Source organism: Stenotrophomonas pavanii (assembly GCF_900101175.1).
Lineage (GTDB): Bacteria > Pseudomonadota > Gammaproteobacteria > Xanthomonadales > Xanthomonadaceae > Stenotrophomonas > Stenotrophomonas pavanii.
The window spans coordinates 701,317-718,275 of record NZ_FNFQ01000001.1; the positions used below are offsets into that span (position 1 = coordinate 701,317).

General features: G+C 63.7%; 15 protein-coding genes. 5 read left to right on the forward strand and 10 right to left on the reverse strand.

Annotated elements, in window-relative coordinates:
• The first annotated feature begins 38 nt into the window (after positions 1 to 38).
• Both BLS66_RS03220 and BLS66_RS03225 read left to right on the forward strand, forming a co-directional pair.
• Complete coding sequence (locus BLS66_RS03220; RefSeq protein ID WP_049471427.1) at positions 39 to 1,652, forward strand: sensor histidine kinase; 1,614 nt, start codon at positions 39 to 41, stop codon at positions 1,650 to 1,652.
• A 54-nt stretch (positions 1,653 to 1,706) separates the two neighbouring features.
• Complete coding sequence (locus BLS66_RS03225) at positions 1,707 to 3,080, forward strand: sigma-54-dependent transcriptional regulator (protein WP_074725052.1); 1,374 nt, start codon at positions 1,707 to 1,709, stop codon at positions 3,078 to 3,080.
• A gap of 240 nt (positions 3,081 to 3,320) precedes the next feature.
• Here the strand turns inward: BLS66_RS03225 and pilB are convergent, their stop codons facing one another.
• The 3 genes from pilB to BLS66_RS03240 all read right to left on the reverse strand — a co-directional run bounded on the left by pilB (position 3,321) and on the right by BLS66_RS03240 (position 6,193).
• On the reverse strand, positions 3,321 to 5,051 hold the full coding sequence (gene pilB, locus BLS66_RS03230) for a type IV-A pilus assembly ATPase PilB (RefSeq protein WP_074725053.1): 1,731 nt from the start codon (positions 5,049 to 5,051) through the stop codon (positions 3,321 to 3,323).
• A 224-nt stretch (positions 5,052 to 5,275) separates the two neighbouring features.
• Positions 5,276 to 5,683, reverse strand: coding sequence for a pilin (locus BLS66_RS03235; RefSeq protein WP_074725054.1), 408 nt, complete (start codon positions 5,681 to 5,683; stop codon positions 5,276 to 5,278).
• A 102-nt stretch (positions 5,684 to 5,785) separates the two neighbouring features.
• The gene (locus BLS66_RS03240) at positions 5,786 to 6,193 is read right to left on the reverse strand and encodes a pilin (RefSeq protein WP_074725055.1); all 408 of its coding nucleotides are present in this window, start codon (positions 6,191 to 6,193) and stop codon (positions 5,786 to 5,788) included.
• A gap of 356 nt (positions 6,194 to 6,549) precedes the next feature.
• Here BLS66_RS03240 and BLS66_RS03245 point away from each other — a divergent pair, with 356 nt between their 5' ends.
• The 3 genes from BLS66_RS03245 to coaE are packed head-to-tail and all read left to right on the forward strand — an operon-like array spanning position 6,550 to position 9,303.
• Positions 6,550 to 7,809: a type II secretion system F family protein gene (locus BLS66_RS03245; protein ID WP_074725056.1), complete on the forward strand. Its 1,260-nt coding sequence runs from the start codon at positions 6,550 to 6,552 to the stop codon at positions 7,807 to 7,809.
• Between the two features lie 7 nt (positions 7,810 to 7,816).
• On the forward strand, positions 7,817 to 8,680 hold the full coding sequence (locus BLS66_RS03250) for a prepilin peptidase (RefSeq protein ID WP_049416956.1): 864 nt from the start codon (positions 7,817 to 7,819) through the stop codon (positions 8,678 to 8,680).
• A gap of 11 nt (positions 8,681 to 8,691) precedes the next feature.
• On the forward strand, positions 8,692 to 9,303 hold the full coding sequence (gene coaE, locus BLS66_RS03255) for a dephospho-CoA kinase (RefSeq protein ID WP_074725057.1): 612 nt from the start codon (positions 8,692 to 8,694) through the stop codon (positions 9,301 to 9,303).
• Between the two features lie 815 nt (positions 9,304 to 10,118).
• Here the strand turns inward: coaE and BLS66_RS20465 are convergent.
• The 7 genes from BLS66_RS20465 to BLS66_RS03300 form a co-directional block, all read right to left on the reverse strand.
• Positions 10,119 to 10,763, reverse strand: a complete 645-nt coding sequence (locus BLS66_RS20465) for a hypothetical protein (protein ID WP_143025121.1) — start codon at positions 10,761 to 10,763, stop codon at positions 10,119 to 10,121.
• 1,417 nt (positions 10,764 to 12,180) lie between these two features.
• Positions 12,181 to 12,567, reverse strand: a complete 387-nt coding sequence (locus BLS66_RS03275) for a hypothetical protein (RefSeq protein ID WP_074725059.1) — start codon at positions 12,565 to 12,567, stop codon at positions 12,181 to 12,183.
• 539 nt (positions 12,568 to 13,106) lie between these two features.
• Complete coding sequence (locus BLS66_RS03280; protein WP_049466038.1) at positions 13,107 to 14,477, reverse strand: sensor histidine kinase; 1,371 nt, start codon at positions 14,475 to 14,477, stop codon at positions 13,107 to 13,109.
• The gene (locus BLS66_RS03285) at positions 14,440 to 15,117 is read right to left on the reverse strand and encodes a response regulator transcription factor (RefSeq protein WP_005410804.1); all 678 of its coding nucleotides are present in this window, start codon (positions 15,115 to 15,117) and stop codon (positions 14,440 to 14,442) included. Before BLS66_RS03285 ends, BLS66_RS03280 begins: the two co-directional genes overlap by 38 nt.
• Positions 15,118 to 15,279: 162 nt before the next feature.
• The gene (locus tag BLS66_RS03290; RefSeq protein WP_049466036.1) at positions 15,280 to 15,741 is read right to left on the reverse strand and encodes a hypothetical protein; all 462 of its coding nucleotides are present in this window, start codon (positions 15,739 to 15,741) and stop codon (positions 15,280 to 15,282) included.
• A gap of 115 nt (positions 15,742 to 15,856) precedes the next feature.
• Positions 15,857 to 16,327 (reverse strand): hypothetical protein, encoded by a 471-nt coding sequence (locus BLS66_RS03295; protein ID WP_049466034.1) that lies wholly within the window; start codon positions 16,325 to 16,327, stop codon positions 15,857 to 15,859.
• A 97-nt stretch (positions 16,328 to 16,424) separates the two neighbouring features.
• Positions 16,425 to 16,904: a hypothetical protein gene (locus BLS66_RS03300; RefSeq protein ID WP_049466032.1), complete on the reverse strand. Its 480-nt coding sequence runs from the start codon at positions 16,902 to 16,904 to the stop codon at positions 16,425 to 16,427.
• Between the last annotated feature and the right edge of the window lie 55 nt (positions 16,905 to 16,959).

The window sequence follows — 16,959 nt, forward strand, 5'->3', positions numbered from 1 at the left end:
AGATTCCAGACCCAGGCAGCCAGAAGGGGAGTTCCGGCGTGTCACCGAGTGCTTCATTGATCGACCGCATCGAATCGATTCCGCGGCGTGAGCTGTATTTCTTCGCGCTGTACCGGGTGCTGATCGCCTCGGTCATCGCCGCCCTGCTCTACAGCCCGCTGTCGGCCATGGTCGGCGAAGCGCACCACCCGCGGCTGGCCGACACCGTCGCGGCGATCTACCTGGGATTGTCACTGCTGGCGCTGGTGATCGGCCGCAACGAACGCTGGCTGCGCCCGATCGTGGTCAGCGGCGTGCTGGTGGACATCGTCGCCGCCACCCTGCTGTCACATGCCCTGCCCGGTGCCAGCGCCGGCATCTCGATGTCGCTGCTGTTCAACATCGCCGCCGCCGCCACCCTGCTCCCGCTCAGCCTGGGGTTGGGCCTGGCGCTGGCCGCCAGCCTCGCCACCGGCGTCGAATACACCTGGAAGCTGCTGGAAGGTGGCGACCCCACCCGTACCCTGGCCGAACTGGCCATGTTCGCCACCAGCTACCTGGCTCTGGCCTTCATCAGCTACCAAGTCGGCAGCCGCGCGCGCCGCAACCAGCAACTGGCCAACCAGCGCGGCGACGAAGTGGCCAACCTGTTCCAGATCAACGAGCTGATCATCCGCCGCATGCGCACCGGCGTGCTGGTGGTCGACGCCGACAACCGCGTCACCCTGGCCAACGAGGCCGCCTCGATGCTGCTCGGTGACAGCGACGGCAGCGGCGAAAGCGGCCGCCTGGACCTGGCCAGCGCCGCCCCGGAACTCGCCCGCCGGCTGCAGCGCTGGCGCAACGGCTGGGCGCAGGACGAACTGCCGCTGCAACTCAACCCCGACCAGCCCGAAGTGCAGCCGCGCTTTGCTCGCCTGCTGGCCGGCAGCGACCTGGCCCTGGTGTTCCTGGACGACTCCAGCGTGGTCTCGCGCCGCGCCGAATCGCTCACCCTGTCGGCGATGGGTCGCTTCTCGGCCAGCCTCGCCCACGAGATCCGCAACCCACTGGCCGCGATCAACTACGCGGTGCAACTGCTGGAAGAAGGCACCGGCTTCAACGAAAGCGACCGCCGCCTGCTGCAGATCATCCGCCAGCAGTGCCAGCGCACCAACGGCATCGTCGAAAGCGTGCTGGGCCTGGCCCGGCGCGAGCGCGCCACGCCCGAGAACGTCGACCTGGCCGCCTTCGTGCGCCGCTTCGTGCTGGAGTACAAGCAGGGTCAGACGCTGGAGACCGACAGCATCGAGCCGATCATCAGTGACACCTCGGTGCTGGCCCAGGTCGACACCAAGCACCTCTACCAGGTGCTGACCGTGCTGGTGCACAACGCGCTCAAATATGGCCGCATCGGCCAGCAGCCGGCACGGGTGCGCCTGCGCGTGGCGCAGCACGAGCGCAGTGCGGTCATCGACGTGATGGACCGTGGCCCCGGCATTCCCGAGAGTGTGGCCGCACAGTTGTTCCGGCCCTTCTTCACCACCTCCGAGCACGGCACCGGGCTGGGCCTGTACATCGCCCGCGAGCTGTGCCGGGCCAACCAGGCGCGGCTGGACTACATCCCGGTTCCGGCCGGTGGCTCCTGCTTCCGCCTGGTGCTGCCCGGCCCGCATACCCTGCTGCCGAGCTGATTCCGTGCGTCAAACATTTGTCGCTTCCAGCCCCCTCGTTTATCTTCTCCGCCCATGAACGAAACCCGCAGCGCCCTCGTCGTCGACGACGAACGCGACATCCGCGAACTGCTGGTACTGACGCTCGGCCGCATGGGGCTGCGCATCAGTACGGCAGCCAACCTTGCCGAAGCGCGCGAACTGCTGGCCAGCAATCCGTACGACCTGTGCATCACCGACATGCGCCTGCCGGACGGCAACGGCATCGAGCTGGTCAGCGAGATCGCCCACCACTACCCGCGCACGCCGGTGGCGATGATCACCGCCTTCGGCAGCATGGACCTGGCCGTGGAAGCGCTGAAAGCCGGCGCCTTCGACTTCGTCAGCAAGCCGGTGGACATCGCCGTGCTGCGCGGCCTGGTCAAGCACGCGCTGGAACTGAACAACACCGAGCGCCCCGCGCCCGGCCCCGCCGCCGAACAGGGCGCACGCCTGCTGGGCGATTCGCCGGCCATGGACGTGCTGCGTACCACCATCGGCAAGGTCGCGCGCAGCCAGGCGCCGGTCTACATCCTCGGCGAATCCGGCGTGGGCAAGGAGCTGGTCGCACGCACCATCCACGCCCAGGGCGCCCGCGCGGCCGGCCCGTTCGTGCCGGTCAACTGCGGCGCCATTCCCGGCGAGCTGATGGAGAGTGAATTCTTCGGCCACCGCAAGGGCAGCTTCAGCGGCGCCCACGCCGACAAGCCCGGGCTGTTCCAGGCCGCGCACGGCGGCACCCTGTTCCTCGACGAAGTGGCCGAGCTGCCCCTGCAGATGCAGGTGAAGCTGCTGCGCGCGATCCAGGAGAAGTCGGTGCGCGCGGTGGGCGCTGCCACCGAAGAACCGGTGGACGTGCGCATCCTCTCGGCCACCCACAAGGACCTGGCCGAACTGGTCGAGGACGGGCGCTTCCGCCACGACCTCTACTACCGCATCAACGTGATCGAGCTGAGGGTGCCGCCGCTGCGCGAGCGTCGCCAGGACCTGCCGGAACTGGCCGCATCGGTGCTGGCACGGCTGGCCCGCAGCCATGGCCGCCCGACGCCGCTGCTGGCGCCGTCGGCGTTGGACGCCCTGGCCCAGTACGCCTTCCCCGGCAACGTGCGCGAACTGGAGAACATCCTGGAACGCGCGCTGGCACTGGCCGAGGAAGATTGCATCGGCGCCGACGACCTGCGCCTGCCGCAGCATGCCCCGCGCACGCCCGGCAGCGCAGCGCCCGCCGAAGCCGTGGTGGACCTGCAACCCGGCAGCGCCGCCCTGACCTCGTACATCGAACAACTCGAGCGCAGCGCCATCCAGCGCGCGCTGGAAGAAAACCGCTGGAACAAGACCCGCACCGCCGCGCAGCTGGGCATCACCTTCCGCGCGCTGCGCTACAAGCTGAAGAAGCTGGGGATGGAGTAAGGACAGGGCCCGAAGCGGGCCCACCAACGGGTAGTGCCGGCCGCTGGCCGGCAACCTCATGCATCGCGGCATCCACGCATGGCGTGGATCGACCCACCAAATGGTAGTGCCGGCCGCTGGCCGGCAACCTAATGCATCGCGTCATCCACGCATTTGGTGGATCGACCCACCAAATGGTAGTGCCGGCCGCTGGCCGGCAACCTAATGCATCGCGTCATCCACGCATGGCGTGGATCGACCTCAATCCTTGGTAACGCGGTTGATCTCGGCCAGGCTGGTGATCCCGGCCGCCGCCTTCTTCAACGCCGACTGGCGCAGGTCGTTCACCCCGATCTGCTGCGCGGCCTCGGCAATCTGCAACGCATTGCCACCGGCCAGCACGATCGTGGCGATCTCGTCGGTCATCGGCATCACCTGGTAGATACCGGTACGGCCCTTGTAGCCCTCGGTGCATTCGTCACAGCCGACCGCCTCGTACAGCTCGGTACCCGCATCCAGCTGCGCCTGGGTGAAGCCTTCAGCCAGCAGCGCGTGCTCCGGCAGGTTGGCCGGGCGCTTGCAGTTGTTGCACAACCGGCGCGCCAGGCGCTGGGCAATCACCAGCGTCACCGAACTGGTGATGTTGTACGGCGCAATGCCCATGTTCATCAGGCGCGCGATGGTCTGCGGCGCATCGTTGGTATGCAGCGTGGACAGCACCATGTGGCCGGTCTGGGCCGCCTTGATCGCGATCTCGGCCGTCTCCAGGTCGCGGATTTCGCCGACCATGATGATGTCCGGGTCCTGTCGCAGGAACGAGCGCAGTGCCGCGGCAAAAGTCATGCCGCGCTTGTTGTTCTGCTGCACCTGGTTGACGCCGGGCAAGCGGATTTCCACCGGGTCTTCGGCGGTGGAGATGTTGCGCGTTTCATCGTTGAGGATGCCCAGCGCGGTATACAGCGACACCGTCTTGCCCGAACCAGTCGGGCCGGTCACCAGCACCATGCCATAGGGCTTGTGGATGGCGTCCAGGAACAGCTTCTGCTGGTCCGGCTCGTACCCCAGCTTGTCGATGCCCAGCTTGGCCGCGCTGCCGTCCAGGATACGCAGCACCACCTTCTCGCCGAACAGGGTCGGCAGGGTGCTCACGCGGAAGTCGATCTGCTTGGTCTTGGACAGGTTGAGCTTGATGCGTCCGTCCTGCGGCACGCGCTTCTCGGCGATGTCCAGCTGCGCCATCACCTTCAGGCGTGCGGCGATACGCTGGTTCAGCTTCACCGGCGCGCGCGCGACCATCTTCAGCAGGCCATCAATGCGCAGGCGCACGCGGTAGTCGTCTTCATAGGGCTCGAAGTGGATGTCCGAGGCGCCCTTGCGGATCGCGTCCACCAGCACCTTGTTGACGAACTTCACCACCGGGGTGTCGTCGCCCTTGGCGTCGATGCCGGAGTCGCCGCCCCCGGAAATGTCCTCGTCACCGCCGGACACATCCAGGTTGCCAATGCCATCGTCGTCACCGCCCAGCGCGTCGCCCAGCGTGTCATGGCTGGCATGCCACTGCTCGAGCGTGCGGCGGATCTGGTCTTCATCCACCAGGATCGGCTCCACCACCAGGTTGGTGTGGAACTTGATCTCGTCCAGCGAATGGGTCGGATTGCTGGTGCCCACGAACAGCTTGCCGCCGCGTTTGAACAGCGGCAGCACGTTGTGCTTGCGCAGCAGTTCCTCGCTGACCAGGCTCATTGCGTTCTGGCTGGCGTCGAACGTGGACACGTCGAACAGCGGCATGCCGAACTCGACCGCGTTGGCCGCCGCCAACTGGGCCGCCCCGACCACCTTGTTCTGCGCGAACCAGGTCGGCAGCGGCTGGCGGGCCGCAGCGGCCTTGGCCATGGCGTCGCGGGCAGAAGCCTCGTCCAGGGCGCCATCCTGGACCAGGCGACGGGCCAGGCCGGTGATGCCGACGAGATTGGCGGTGGTTACGGCGTTCATATCAATCCTTGGCTCATCATGGGTCAGGCAGTGCGGAGCACCTTCCAAGGGCACCGCACAGGGCAGCAGAACCTGCCGCGACCCGCTGGCCGACGACGACGCCAATCCTTCAGCTTGACTGCCTCGCCCGGCACTCCCAGCCCGGCAGGCACGATCCTGACTCCCCCGGGGATGATAGCCCCGTCAACGGCCCGCCAACATCCCATTGGCAGGCCGAAGTGTGATCAACAGCCGGTTGGGCGATAGCGCGCTTCGAAGGCGCTACCGTCGCAGGTCCAGGTGCCGTCGACTGCGCGGCGGAGGATGAGATCTTTGCCGTTGATTGGCGGAGCTCCTCCTACGGTACACGTCACGTTGCCCACGCCCGAGGATGCAACTGCCGCATCAAGAGCGATGCAGCGCTCCGAAACCCTCAAGCCAATGTAGTCGGCAGTAATCAAACTGGCGTCACGGCTATCTTGAACGACCGTCTCAATTGTGGTCTTGCCTGGCCTGATTTCGGCAAGAGCGGACGTCAATTGGGACTTCGCCACGTAGTCCTGATACATCGGCAAAGCGATCGCCGCCAAGATCGCGATGATCGCAACTACGATCATCAATTCAATCAATGTGAAACCTCGAATTCTACGCATTCCTCACTCCCCCTGAGTGCGATGAGCTCCGTGGCGCCGTCAACGCCACCAAAAAAGAGGCCCCGACTTAGCGGGGCCTCTGTACAGCTGTGAGCTACCTAATTAGGCGCTCTTGCAGCCGCTCGGAATGTACTTGGCTTCCGTGATCGAGGTGGTGCAAGTCCAGGTGCCGTCGGTATCAGCACGCTTCAGGGTGATGGTTGCGTCCTTGATCTTCGGGCTGCCCGCCAGCTTGCAGGCGATGCTGCCATCTGCACCGTCGGTGACAGTGATAGCGGTGCAACGATCCGAAACCTTCAGGCCGATAGCAGCTGCGTTGGCAACAGCCTTGCCTTCGTTGATGGCGACTTCGAACTGGGTCTTGCCCGGGGTGATTTCAGCCAGGCCAGCAGTGACCTGCGACTTGGCCACATAGTCCTGGTACATCGGCAGGGCGATGGCGGCCAGGATGGCGATGATCGCGACGACGATCATCAGTTCGATAAGGGTGAAGCCCTTCTGGTTCTTCATTTTGGTACATCCCCAAGATAAGTGGTGGTTGATTTCAGAGCACAGGATCGGTCTGGCCGGCGGCCAGCTGAGCGGGTCCTGCCCCCTGCGGGTGGATCAACGCAGGTTGCGTGCCAACCCCGGCACGCCCCCCCCTGGATTTCCCCGCGCCCATGATGGCAGCTATTTCACGGATGGGAACCCCCCGGATGCGAATCTGCGATGGACGCGGCAATGTGACGCAGTGCGTCACCTTTGGTCGGCAGCCGGCACGAATTCGCATCACGAGCCCCTTGGCAACTGCCCAGACGGGCATGAACCCGCTACCATCGACGGCTAGACGCCCGCCTGGGGATGGCGGGTCTTGGGGAGCCGATATGTCTGTCAGTCGCAGTGCGATCAAGAAAGAGCCCGTGGCGCGCAGCACCACGGAGCTGCAGCCGTTTGTCTGGGAGGGGACCGACAAGCGGGGCGTGAAGATGAAGGGAGAGCAGGCCGCGAAGAACGCGAACCTGCTACGGGCCGAGTTGCGCCGCCAGGGAATTACCCCCGGCGCCGTCAAGCCAAAGCCCAAGCCGTTGTTCGGTGCGGCCGGCAGCAAGATCTCACCGAAGGACATCGCGTTCTTCAGCCGACAGATGGCCACCATGATGAAGTCCGGCGTGCCGATCGTTGGTGCACTGGACATCATCGCCAGCGGGCACAAGAACCCGCGCATGAAGAAGATGGTGGAGTCGGTCCGCACCGACATTGAAGGCGGCTCGTCGTTGTACGAGGCCGTCAGCAAGCACCCTGTCCAGTTTGACGAGCTCTACCGCAACCTAGTACGGGCTGGTGAAGGCGCCGGTGTGTTGGAAACGGTACTTGATACAGTCGCCACCTATAAAGAGAACATCGAAGCCCTGAAGGGCAAGATCAAGAAGGCGATGTTCTATCCCGCTATGGTGCTGGCGGTTGCCCTGCTGGTCAGTGGCATCCTGCTGGTCTGGGTAGTCCCGCAGTTCGAGGACGTGTTCAAGGGCTTTGGCGCGGACCTGCCCGCCTTCACCCAGATGATCGTGAACATGTCTCGGTTCATGGTCTCGTGGTGGTGGCTGATCCTGCTGGTCATCATCGGATCGATCGTCGGCTTCATCGCGGCCTACAAACGGTCGCCGAAGATGCAGCACAGCATGGACCGACTGGTCCTGAAGCTGCCGGTCATCGGGCAGATCATGCACAACAGCTCGATCGCCCGCTTTGCCCGTACCACCGCTGTCACCTTCAAGGCCGGCGTGCCTTTGGTGGAGGCCTTGGGCATCGTGGCCGGCGCCACCGGCAATACGGTTTACGAGCATGCCGTATTGCGCATGCGCGACGACGTCTCGGTCGGGTACCCGGTCAACATGGCCATGAAGCAGACCGCCCTGTTCCCGCACATGGTCATCCAGATGACCGGCATCGGCGAAGAGGCCGGCGCCTTGGACGCCATGCTGTTCAAGGTGGCCGAGTACTATGAGCAGGAGGTCAACAATGCCGTTGACGCCCTGAGCAGCCTGCTGGAACCGATCATCATGGTGATCATTGGTACCATCGTCGGCGGCATGGTCATCGGCATGTACCTGCCGATCTTCAAGCTCGCTTCCGTCGTCGGATAATCACTACATGGCATTTCTCGACCAGCATCCCGGCCTCGGCTACCCCGCCGCGGCCGCCCTGGGGCTGCTGCTGGGCAGTTTCCTCAACGTCGTCATCCTGCGCCTGCCCAAGCGGCTGGAGTGGCAGTGGAAGCGTGATGCGCGCGAGGTCCTGGAAGAACCGGACTTCTACGAGCCCCCACCACCGGGGATCGTGGTCGAGCCCTCGCATTGTCCGCACTGCAAGCACAAGCTGAGCTGGTACGAGAACATCCCGCTGTTCAGCTGGATCATCCAGGGCGGCAAGTGCCGCCATTGCAAGGCGCCGATCTCGCTGCAGTACCCGCTGGTCGAGGCCCTGACCTCGGTGCTGGTGCTGGCCTGCGTCTGGCAGTTCGGCTTCGGCTGGCAGGGCTTCGGCGCCATCGTGCTGACCTGCTTCCTGATCGCCTTGTCCGGCATCGACCTGCGCACCCAGCTGCTGCCCGACCAGTTGACCCTGCCACTGATGTGGCTGGGCCTGATAGGCAACATCGACAACCTGTACATGCCGGCCAAGCCTGCCTTGGTCGGCGCGGCGGTGGGCTATCTGTCGCTGTGGATGGTCTGGTGGCTGTTCAAGCAGCTGACCGGCAAGGAAGGCATGGGCCACGGCGATTTCAAGCTGCTGGCCGCCCTCGGCGCGTGGTGCGGGCTGAAGGGCATCCTGCCGATCATCCTGCTGTCGTCGGTGCTGGGCGCCATCATCGGTTCGATCTGGCTGTACACCCGGGGCCGTGACCGCGCCACGCCGATCCCGTTCGGCCCCTATCTGGCCATCGCGGGCTGGCTGTACTTCATGTGGGGCGCGCCCGTGGTGGAGCAGTACCTGGTGATGAGCGGACTGCGCTGAGGGGAATCCCCATGAGCCGCTATGTGGTCGGCCTGACCGGCGGCATTGCCGCCGGCAAGAGCGAGGTGACCCGGCGCTTCGAGGCGCTCGGCATCGTGGTGGCCGACGCCGACCTGGCCGCCCGAGCAGTGGTCGCTGCCGGCAGCCCCGCTCTGGGCCGCATCGCCGAGCGCTTCGGCGCCGGCATGCTGTTGGCGGACGGCAGCCTGGACCGGGCGCGCCTGCGGGCCCATGTCTTCACCGACCCGACCGAACGGGCCGCGCTGGAAGCGATCACCCACCCGGCCATCCGCCTGCTGATGCAACAGCAGTGCGCGCAGGCCATCAGTGCCTATGCGATTGCCGCCATCCCGCTGCTGACCGAGGTCGGTGGGCGGCAGGCCTACCCGTGGTTGGACCGGGTATTGCTCGTGGATGCGCCCGAAGCGGTGCAGCACGCGCGGCTGATGCAGCGCGACGGCATCGACGCCGCGCTGGCCGACAAGATGATCGCCGCCCAGGCCAGCCGCACGCAGCGGTTGGCACTGGCCGATGATGTGGTGGTCAACGATGGCCACCCCGAGGACCTGCAGGCGCAGGTGGAAGCGCTGCATGAGCGGTATCTGGGGTTGGCTGGGGGTTGAGCGGTCCGCATTGCGCGGAACCGTTTTCACGCACAACTTGGATCTCCTGAGATATTTCACCCACTCATCTGGATCGGCCCGGGCGACCCTTTTTCCGTCTACGCCTTTCCGCAGATCCTTTTCCATGCCAAACCACAACGGAAGCAAAAGTGAACATCACTCCCGCGACAATCCAGGAAAATCCCATCAACTTATTATAAGCCGACTGCCCGAACAAACGAATCAAGGCGCTATAAAGACCGCAGTTGGCCCGGCAAGGACCCGTCCCAATCAGTGCATCGTCCATGACTGCAATGCCATAGACGACCATCAGCACACCCACGAGACATCCGAAAAGACGCACGGCAACCATCCATCTTCCTGTGTGCGCACCAAAGACTCTGCCATGGGCGCGAAGAACCCCAATCTCTTGGGGGATGAATCAAGCTCCTCAGCTCTACAGCTCAAGAATTCCTGATCGCCCTCGCTCGATCAAAGTGAAGTCGTACTCAGCGTCTGCACAGTGCAGTAGACCGAATCCAGGCGCTCGCAACAACGCACCTCGTCCGAGGTACCGCCACTCTTCCGCGGAAAAGCCAACTGCATAAGACTCATCATCGATCACGGCAACCACGATCCCGCGCGTTCCGCCACCAAGATCAACGGTGTCGCCAAGTAACACCTTTTCCCCATGTGGGTAGTTCATAGGAAGCACTCAGGAAAGTCCATGAATGTCGACGAGATCAGAGCGGGCTTCGAGCTCAAGCATGCCTTCGGATAGCGCCATACGGGGCGGCCGATTCGGATCTCCATTGTCGGCCACCAACAGGATCGAGCTAGACATACGGATCGAAATCCAATGAGACTCCACTAGACGCCATCAGTCTGATCACGTCACAAGAAAGATTGAAACCCGGCCACACCCCGCGCTGACTCGATAGGCGTACTCCCACCTCCAGCGCCCACACCTTCGCCTCACCCTCCACCCTCTCAAGGCCACGCTGCAACGCTTCATGAACTCCCCCCTGGATGTCGCCAGCTCTGTACTGCTGGCGCTCGACTCTGGAAAGGATGACTTCTTCACCACTTACAGGAGATTCACCAACGAGAACGACAACCAGCTCAGGTCGCGTCGATGGAGCACTTTCCTCCTCCAATTCCAATTCATCCGCGCCGCCGTCTCCAGTCAACTCGGGATCAAAATTCAATGAGGCAGATATAGATGCCATCTTTTCAAAGGCTGCGGAAGAGAGGTTTAGACACGCCCTCGCCCCCTCGCCAATCCGAACTCGCACATCGACCTCAAGAGACTGATGGGTCGACTCTGTCAGGCTTACCGCACCTCGACAATCAATGACTTTCCTGATCAGACCATCCGCAGCATCCAGCTCATTCACTTCGCGCGACAGATGCACCATCAAGCCACAGCTCGTACAACCAGCTACCGAAGACGTCAACTTCACTTCAATCTCAGGATGCATCACTTCCACCGATGATTGGTGACTTCCACGAACAGAGCAGCAAATTATACGAACAACAGAGTGATGCAAATTGGCATGCGCGCGCTGCAATCAAGGCACATCTACGAGTTCAACTCCATATAGCGAAGGCGTCCTTGCAAGCCACAAAAGTCTCGCACTTTCAGCCCCCCCTAGCCCTATATCTACCAGATCACCATCACTCAGGCCCGCCGCGCACGGTAGTCGGCACCGGGGAAATGATGCGGCGATCAACGACGAACATGATGTTGCCCTTCAGCTCGGCATTCAACAGGGCGGGCCTGAATCAACATTCAATTCAAACTCCAGCTAGAGACAAGTCCCCTCACCGAATGACCCAAATCCAGACCAACGGAATCAACACGACGAGATAAGTAGAGAATGACAGCCAGAATACTGCAAGAAGCAACCTTCGGGCACCAGAAGCCATCCAGAACACCCGCTGCCACCCACAAAATGGATACTTCCGCATCAAGTGATCCCGCTCCAGAATCGCAGGCCTTCCAAGTGAGATCCAAAGCTCCGGCGAATTTATTTTTAACTCCCAAACAAGAATGAACCTTGAAGCGATCGCGATCACCAGCATCACGACCGCCAATACACAAAGCAATTCGAATATGGACTCTAAGGGCATCCGCAGCTACTCCATCTGACGCAAGTTGCCAAGAGACTGCTTTGCCCTATGACGTAACTCGCCTTGGCATCCCATCTCCTTTGTCCACCGATTCTCGCTAACGAGACCGCACCAATTTCATAGTTGAATGGGAGAGCCCCCACCGAAGCTCGGCATCCGCCTCATAAGGCCTTGAGAAATACCTTTCGTAGCAGTCTCTCGTTACCCGCTCCTGAGCGTCTGCATTGAGTGAGAAGATCCCACCTAGCATCGGGATCAAGTCAGGAAATCCGAAAGCCGTTGCAGTCCGGCATGGATGCGCAACCCGATCTTTCAATGAGGCGCCCGCGGAGGTCTGTCGCGTCGTTGCGGCTAGCGCGCATCCGGTCGAATCTAAACACAGAACCGCCACAACCACCTCCCTGTGGAAAAAAGCGAAAGAAAGCAACGCTGTAAGAGCGCGCGCAAGTCCAAGCAGCCTTCTGATGGTCTGTACACAGCTTCCTTCAGACTCTACACAGGAGACGCTTCCTGTGAAAGCTGGGTGCCGCATCCAGACGCAGAGCATTGGATTGTGGCAATTGAGCTGCAATCCCCTCCCGCCTCATCGTGGCAAGCGAGTTCATCGCATCTGCCCATCGTTAGGGGTAGCACGACATAACAGCAGTTTGTGCCCCCCCCCCCCCCAAGCAGCGCGCGAAGCGCGCCGCAAGCGGACTACAAAAAGCGTACGCGCGACCCAAGGCAGTTGCGGCAGCAGCTCGCGCATCCACGCATTGGGTGGACCTACTCCAGCTGCAGGCGGGCATAACGGGCCAGTTCCCGGGCGCCAAGCAGCAATCCGTCGACCACATCCGGGCTGAGCTGCTGGTGGGCGCCGCCCTGTTCGCGGGCGGCTTCGGCGGCGTGCAGCACCTGCATGAGTGCATTCAAGCCGGCCAGGGTGCGGCTGAGGCCGGCCATGGTGGCCGCCTGGGCAGGGCTGAGGCCCTGTGCTTCCTGGCGCCGCCCGTCGGCTGCATCGCGACCGTCCATGCGGGCAAGCAACGCAGGCAGCAGATCCTTGGGATCGTCGAGCAGGGTTTCGATGCGCTCGGCGAGGTCGGCCGGCAGCAGGTTGGCGGCTTCGCCGATCAGGGCATGCAGTTGGGGGAACAAGGGGCGTGCGGACATGGTGAATCTCCTCGCAGACGACGAGCCACCTGCGGATGCGAGGTGGCGGACGGTGCGGGTTGGCGTACCGGAGACCCAACAACTCAAGCGCGAGGAAAAAGACTCCAGCGGATTCTGATGAATCCCCACGCACCATCCGCCGAAACGAGGCAGGCGATGCATTTTCCATGATGAGCCGCAGCCCACCCGGAGCGCTTGAGTTGAAGGTTTTTTTCAGGACGCCAATCCCGGCCAGGGCACCTGCCCCGGCCGACCCATCTGGCCATCACGTAGCGCTGTGATCTGTAAGGAAATTCTCAAGCCGCAGTTGGGTGTACGAATGCGTGCATGCGGACACGCACGCTACGTGGCAACGGTCACGGTGATGTCGCGTTGGGCTTCTGGCCCATCACGTCCACTAAGTTAATTCGATGGCACAAGCGACACAGGACGCGACACGAACCCGCTGCAGAGCCGAGCCTATGCTCGGCTCCGGAAAGCCACGGCAGCCGAGCGCAGGCTCGGCTCTACAAGTGGAACACCCACCAAAGCAGGTGGCCTTACAACGGCTTCGGCGAGAACGTCAGCGTGGCGATCACGCCGCGCTCGCCACCGGGGCGCACGCTGACCTGCCAGCCGTACAGATCGCACAGGCGGCTGACGATCGACAGGCCGATGCCACCGCCCTGTGAATGACCGGCGTGCGTACCGCGATAGCCGCGCTGGAACAGCTTGGCGGCGTCCTCTTCGCTCAGGCCCGGGCCGCTGTCGGTCACCGACACCGAATTGCTGCCGACAAAGACGCGCACCTCGCCATCCTGCGAGTATTTCACCGCGTTGCCGATCAGGTTGCCCAGCGCAACCGACAAGGCCGCCTCCGGCGCATCGATCACCAGGTTGCGCTCGCCTTCCAGTACCAGCTCCAGCGGCTTGCCGCCCAGCTGTGCGCGGTGCGCATCCAGCAGCTGTTCGGCCACGCGGGCGACGTTGCTGGTGCCCTGCCCGCGTTCGTTGCGCGACAGCAGCAGCAGCGCGCCGATCAGGTCGCTGCACTGCTGTTCGGCACGCTGGATGCGCTGCAGACGCTGCAGCACCTTCTCATCCAGGCCGGGTCGGGTCAGCAGCAGCTCGGTGGCGCCACGGATCACCGCCAGCGGCGTGCGCAGCTCGTGGCTGACGTCGGCATTGAACTCACGGTCACGCTGCACCACTTCGGTCAGCCGCGACGAATAGTCATCCAGCGCCTGCGCCAGCTGCCCCACCTCGTCATCGGGGAAACGCGGCGCCAGCGGCTCGGGCTCGCTGGTGCCGCCGCGATAGGCGCGCAACCGCGCAGCCAGGTCCGAGACCGGCTTCATCACCTTCGATGCCGACCACCAGCCCAGCACCAGCGACAGCAGGCTGAACACCAGCACCGACAGCACCAGCGCGCGGTTGAGCTGCTGCCCACCGCGCACGCTGTCGGTCATGTCGTAGGCCAGGAACGCCCAGGCGTCGGGTGTTTTGCGCACGGCCAGCTTGTACGCATAAGGTTGCCCGCGCTCGTCCACGCCAGAGATGTTGTGATTGCCATCGGGCAGCGCGGCCCAATCCGGCTCCTCTTCGCGCAACGCCTCGAACTTGTCAGGCTTGACCAGGCGCGCACGCATCTGCTGCACGGGCAGGTCGGGGTTGCGGTCGGGGCTCTCGTAGAACCGCCGCACGTACTCGTTGATGTTGCGGTTCATCACGTCTTCGACCAGCTGGTTTTCCACGCGCATGCGGGCCCAGTTGGTGGCGAACGCGAACAGCGTCGTCAGGCAGAAGCCCAACAACACGAACGAGACGATGATGCGGCTGCGCAGGCGCCGCCGGTACGGCGAACGCCGGCGCTCCCCCTTGGTTGCCACGGAATCAGGCTTCCGGGGTGGCGATGCGGTATCCGATGCCATGGCGGGTCTGGATCAGCGGCACTTCAAACGGCTTGTCGACCACTGCACGCAGGCCGTGGATATGGACGCGCAGCGAATCCGAGTCGGGCAGCTCTTCGCCCCAGACGCGGGTCTCCAGCTCCTGGCGGGTGACCACGGCCGGCGCGGCTTCCATCAGGGCCTGCAGGATCTTCAGCGCGGTCGGGTTGAGCTGCAGCAGCTTGCCCTGGCGACGCACCTCCAGCGTGTCCAGGTTGTATTCCAGGTCGCCGGTTTCCAGCACGCGGGTCTGCACGCCCTTGCCGCGGCGCGACAGCGCGTTCAAGCGCACTTCCACTTCCTGCAGCGCGAACGGCTTGATCAGGTAGTCATCGGCACCGGAATCGAAACCGGCCAGCTTGTTGTCCAGCGAGTCGCGGGCGGTCAACATCAGTACCGGGGTCTGCTTGCGCGCTTCGTTGCGCAGCTTGCGGCACACTTCGATGCCATCCATGCCCGGCAGGTTCAGGTCCAGCACGATGGCGTCGAACTCGTGGACCACGGCCAGATGCAGGCCGGTCACGCCGTCGGCGGCGAAGTCCACGGTGTGGCCACGATCCTCAAGGTAGTCGCCAAGGTTGGCGGCGATGTCGCTGTTGTCTTCGATTACGAGAATGCGCACTGGGACCTCTGGTTCTTGAAGGGTCGTCGGGGGGCCAGGCCCACCCGCTCAGGATGCCCCTGTGCGGGTGGACGCGACGTCTACCTGCTGAACGATACAGGTTCCATTCTTAACATTTCGTACCGACGGGGCGACACCGGGCGAGGCCCCTGCGGCGGCGGGTCAGCGGCTGATGCGCTGCTGGTCGGTCAACGCCTGGCGGCTGTCTTCCTGGGCCTTGCGACGCTGGGCCACGGTCAGGCAGACACTGGTCGGCATGTTGCTGCCGGTGAGGCGCTCGCGACGGCAGATCATGCGGCTGTCGGCCTGGGCACGGGTCATGATGGTATTGACGATCTCCTGCTCGTTGAACAGGTCGTTGCGCTCCTGCGCCGCCAGCTCATCCACCTTCTCGCGGCCATTCATCTTGATCCGGATCCGGTTCAGCGCCTGCTGCACGCGACTCTTGTCCTCCAGCCCGATTTCACTGTAGTCCTCGCTGCCCATGGCCGTTTCGACGCGGCGGATCTGCTCGGACACCGGGGTGAAGGAATCCATCTGCACGGTGTCCTTCTGCGCCTTGGCCTGCACGGTGGCCACCAGGCCGAGCGACAGCATCAGGGCGAGCGTAGTGTTGCGGTACATGACGAGCTCCATGTTCGTCCATGAATAGGGTCTCGACTTTACGGTTCCGCCGATGCGTCCACAAGGGACGCACGGCAGGGTGACCGATGGCCGCGCGCGGCCCGCGCGACAGTGCTCAGGGCTTGTAGTTGTTGAAGCGCTGGCCGTCGTTGAGCGCCTTGCGGCTGTCTTCCTCCGCCTTGCGGCGCTGGGCCACGGTCAGGCAGACGCTCTGCGGCATGTTGCTGCCGGTGGTGCGCTCGCGACGGCAGACCATGCGGCTGTCGGCGTGGGCGCGGGTCATGATCGTGTTGATCACTTCCTGGTCGTTGAAGATCTGGGTGCGGTCCTGCGGGCTGACCTGTTCGATGCGTTCGTGGTCGCCCATCTTGATCTTGATGCGGCCCAGCGCCTGCTGCACGCGGCTCTTGTCTTCCAGCCCGATCTCGCTGTAGTCCTCGCTGTTGATGGCCGCCTCAACGCTGCGGATCTGTTCGGCCACCGGTGCATTGGCGTCGAACTTCACCTGTGCCTTCTCGGGCTTGGCGTGGGCGGTGGTGGCCAGTGCCAGGCCCAGCATCAGGGCGACGGGAATCATGCGCTGCATCGTTACCTCCAGGTTCTTCCATGAGTGGAAATCGATCCTGCGCTATCGCCGATGCGCCGTCACGGCACGGTCGGCGAGACCACAGGCCAGTGCGCGCTCAACGCCCGGCGGGCGGTGGGCTGAGCATGTTGTAGCTGCGCTGGTCGTTGATCAGCGCCTTGCCCTTCTCCTCGATCCGGCGCCGTTCGGCCACGGTCAGACAGCGGCTCCTGGGCATGTTGCTGCCGGTGGTGCGTTCGTACTTGCAGATCTGCCGGCTGTCTTCGTGGCCGCGCGCCAACAGGGTGTTGATGCGTTCCTGCTCGTTGAAGACCTCGGCCTGCAGCTGCGGCGGCAGTTCCTGCACGGTCTGGCGCTCGCCCAGGTGCTGACGGATGCGCGACAGCGACTGCTGCACCTGGCCGCGATCCTCGGCAGACAGTTCGGCATAGTCGGGGGCAGCCAGGGCGGTTTCCACCTGGCGCATCTGTTCGGCGACCGAGCCCTGCCGGTCCATCTGTACAGCGGCTTTCTCCGGCTTGGCGGCAACAGCGCCAGACAGGCCCAGCAGCAACGCGATCGTCATGATGCGGTACATCGCCAACCTCCCGATCCATCCCGGAACGAAGGGCCAACTCTACGACCGTCACGCG

Bases quoted from the DNA above. Each gene is read 5' to 3' on its own strand.
- BLS66_RS03225 (WP_074725052.1), top strand. From the start codon at position 1,707: ATGAACGAAACCCGCAGCGCCCTCGTCGTCGACGACGAACGCGACATC.
- pilB (WP_074725053.1), bottom strand. From the start codon at position 5,051: ATGAACGCCGTAACCACCGCCAATCTCGTCGGCATCACCGGCCTGGCC.
- BLS66_RS03235 (WP_074725054.1), bottom strand. From the start codon at position 5,683: ATGCGTAGAATTCGAGGTTTCACATTGATTGAATTGATGATCGTAGTT.
- BLS66_RS03240 (WP_074725055.1), bottom strand. From the start codon at position 6,193: ATGAAGAACCAGAAGGGCTTCACCCTTATCGAACTGATGATCGTCGTC.
- BLS66_RS03245 (WP_074725056.1), top strand. From the start codon at position 6,550: ATGTCTGTCAGTCGCAGTGCGATCAAGAAAGAGCCCGTGGCGCGCAGC.
- BLS66_RS03250 (WP_049416956.1), top strand. From the start codon at position 7,817: ATGGCATTTCTCGACCAGCATCCCGGCCTCGGCTACCCCGCCGCGGCC.
- coaE (WP_074725057.1), top strand. From the start codon at position 8,692: ATGAGCCGCTATGTGGTCGGCCTGACCGGCGGCATTGCCGCCGGCAAG.
- BLS66_RS20465 (WP_143025121.1), bottom strand. From the start codon at position 10,763: ATGCATCCTGAGATTGAAGTGAAGTTGACGTCTTCGGTAGCTGGTTGT.
- BLS66_RS03275 (WP_074725059.1), bottom strand. From the start codon at position 12,567: ATGTCCGCACGCCCCTTGTTCCCCCAACTGCATGCCCTGATCGGCGAA.
- BLS66_RS03280 (WP_049466038.1), bottom strand. From the start codon at position 14,477: ATGGCATCGGATACCGCATCGCCACCCCGGAAGCCTGATTCCGTGGCA.
- BLS66_RS03290 (WP_049466036.1), bottom strand. From the start codon at position 15,741: ATGTACCGCAACACTACGCTCGCCCTGATGCTGTCGCTCGGCCTGGTG.
- BLS66_RS03295 (WP_049466034.1), bottom strand. From the start codon at position 16,327: ATGCAGCGCATGATTCCCGTCGCCCTGATGCTGGGCCTGGCACTGGCC.
- BLS66_RS03300 (WP_049466032.1), bottom strand. From the start codon at position 16,904: ATGTACCGCATCATGACGATCGCGTTGCTGCTGGGCCTGTCTGGCGCT.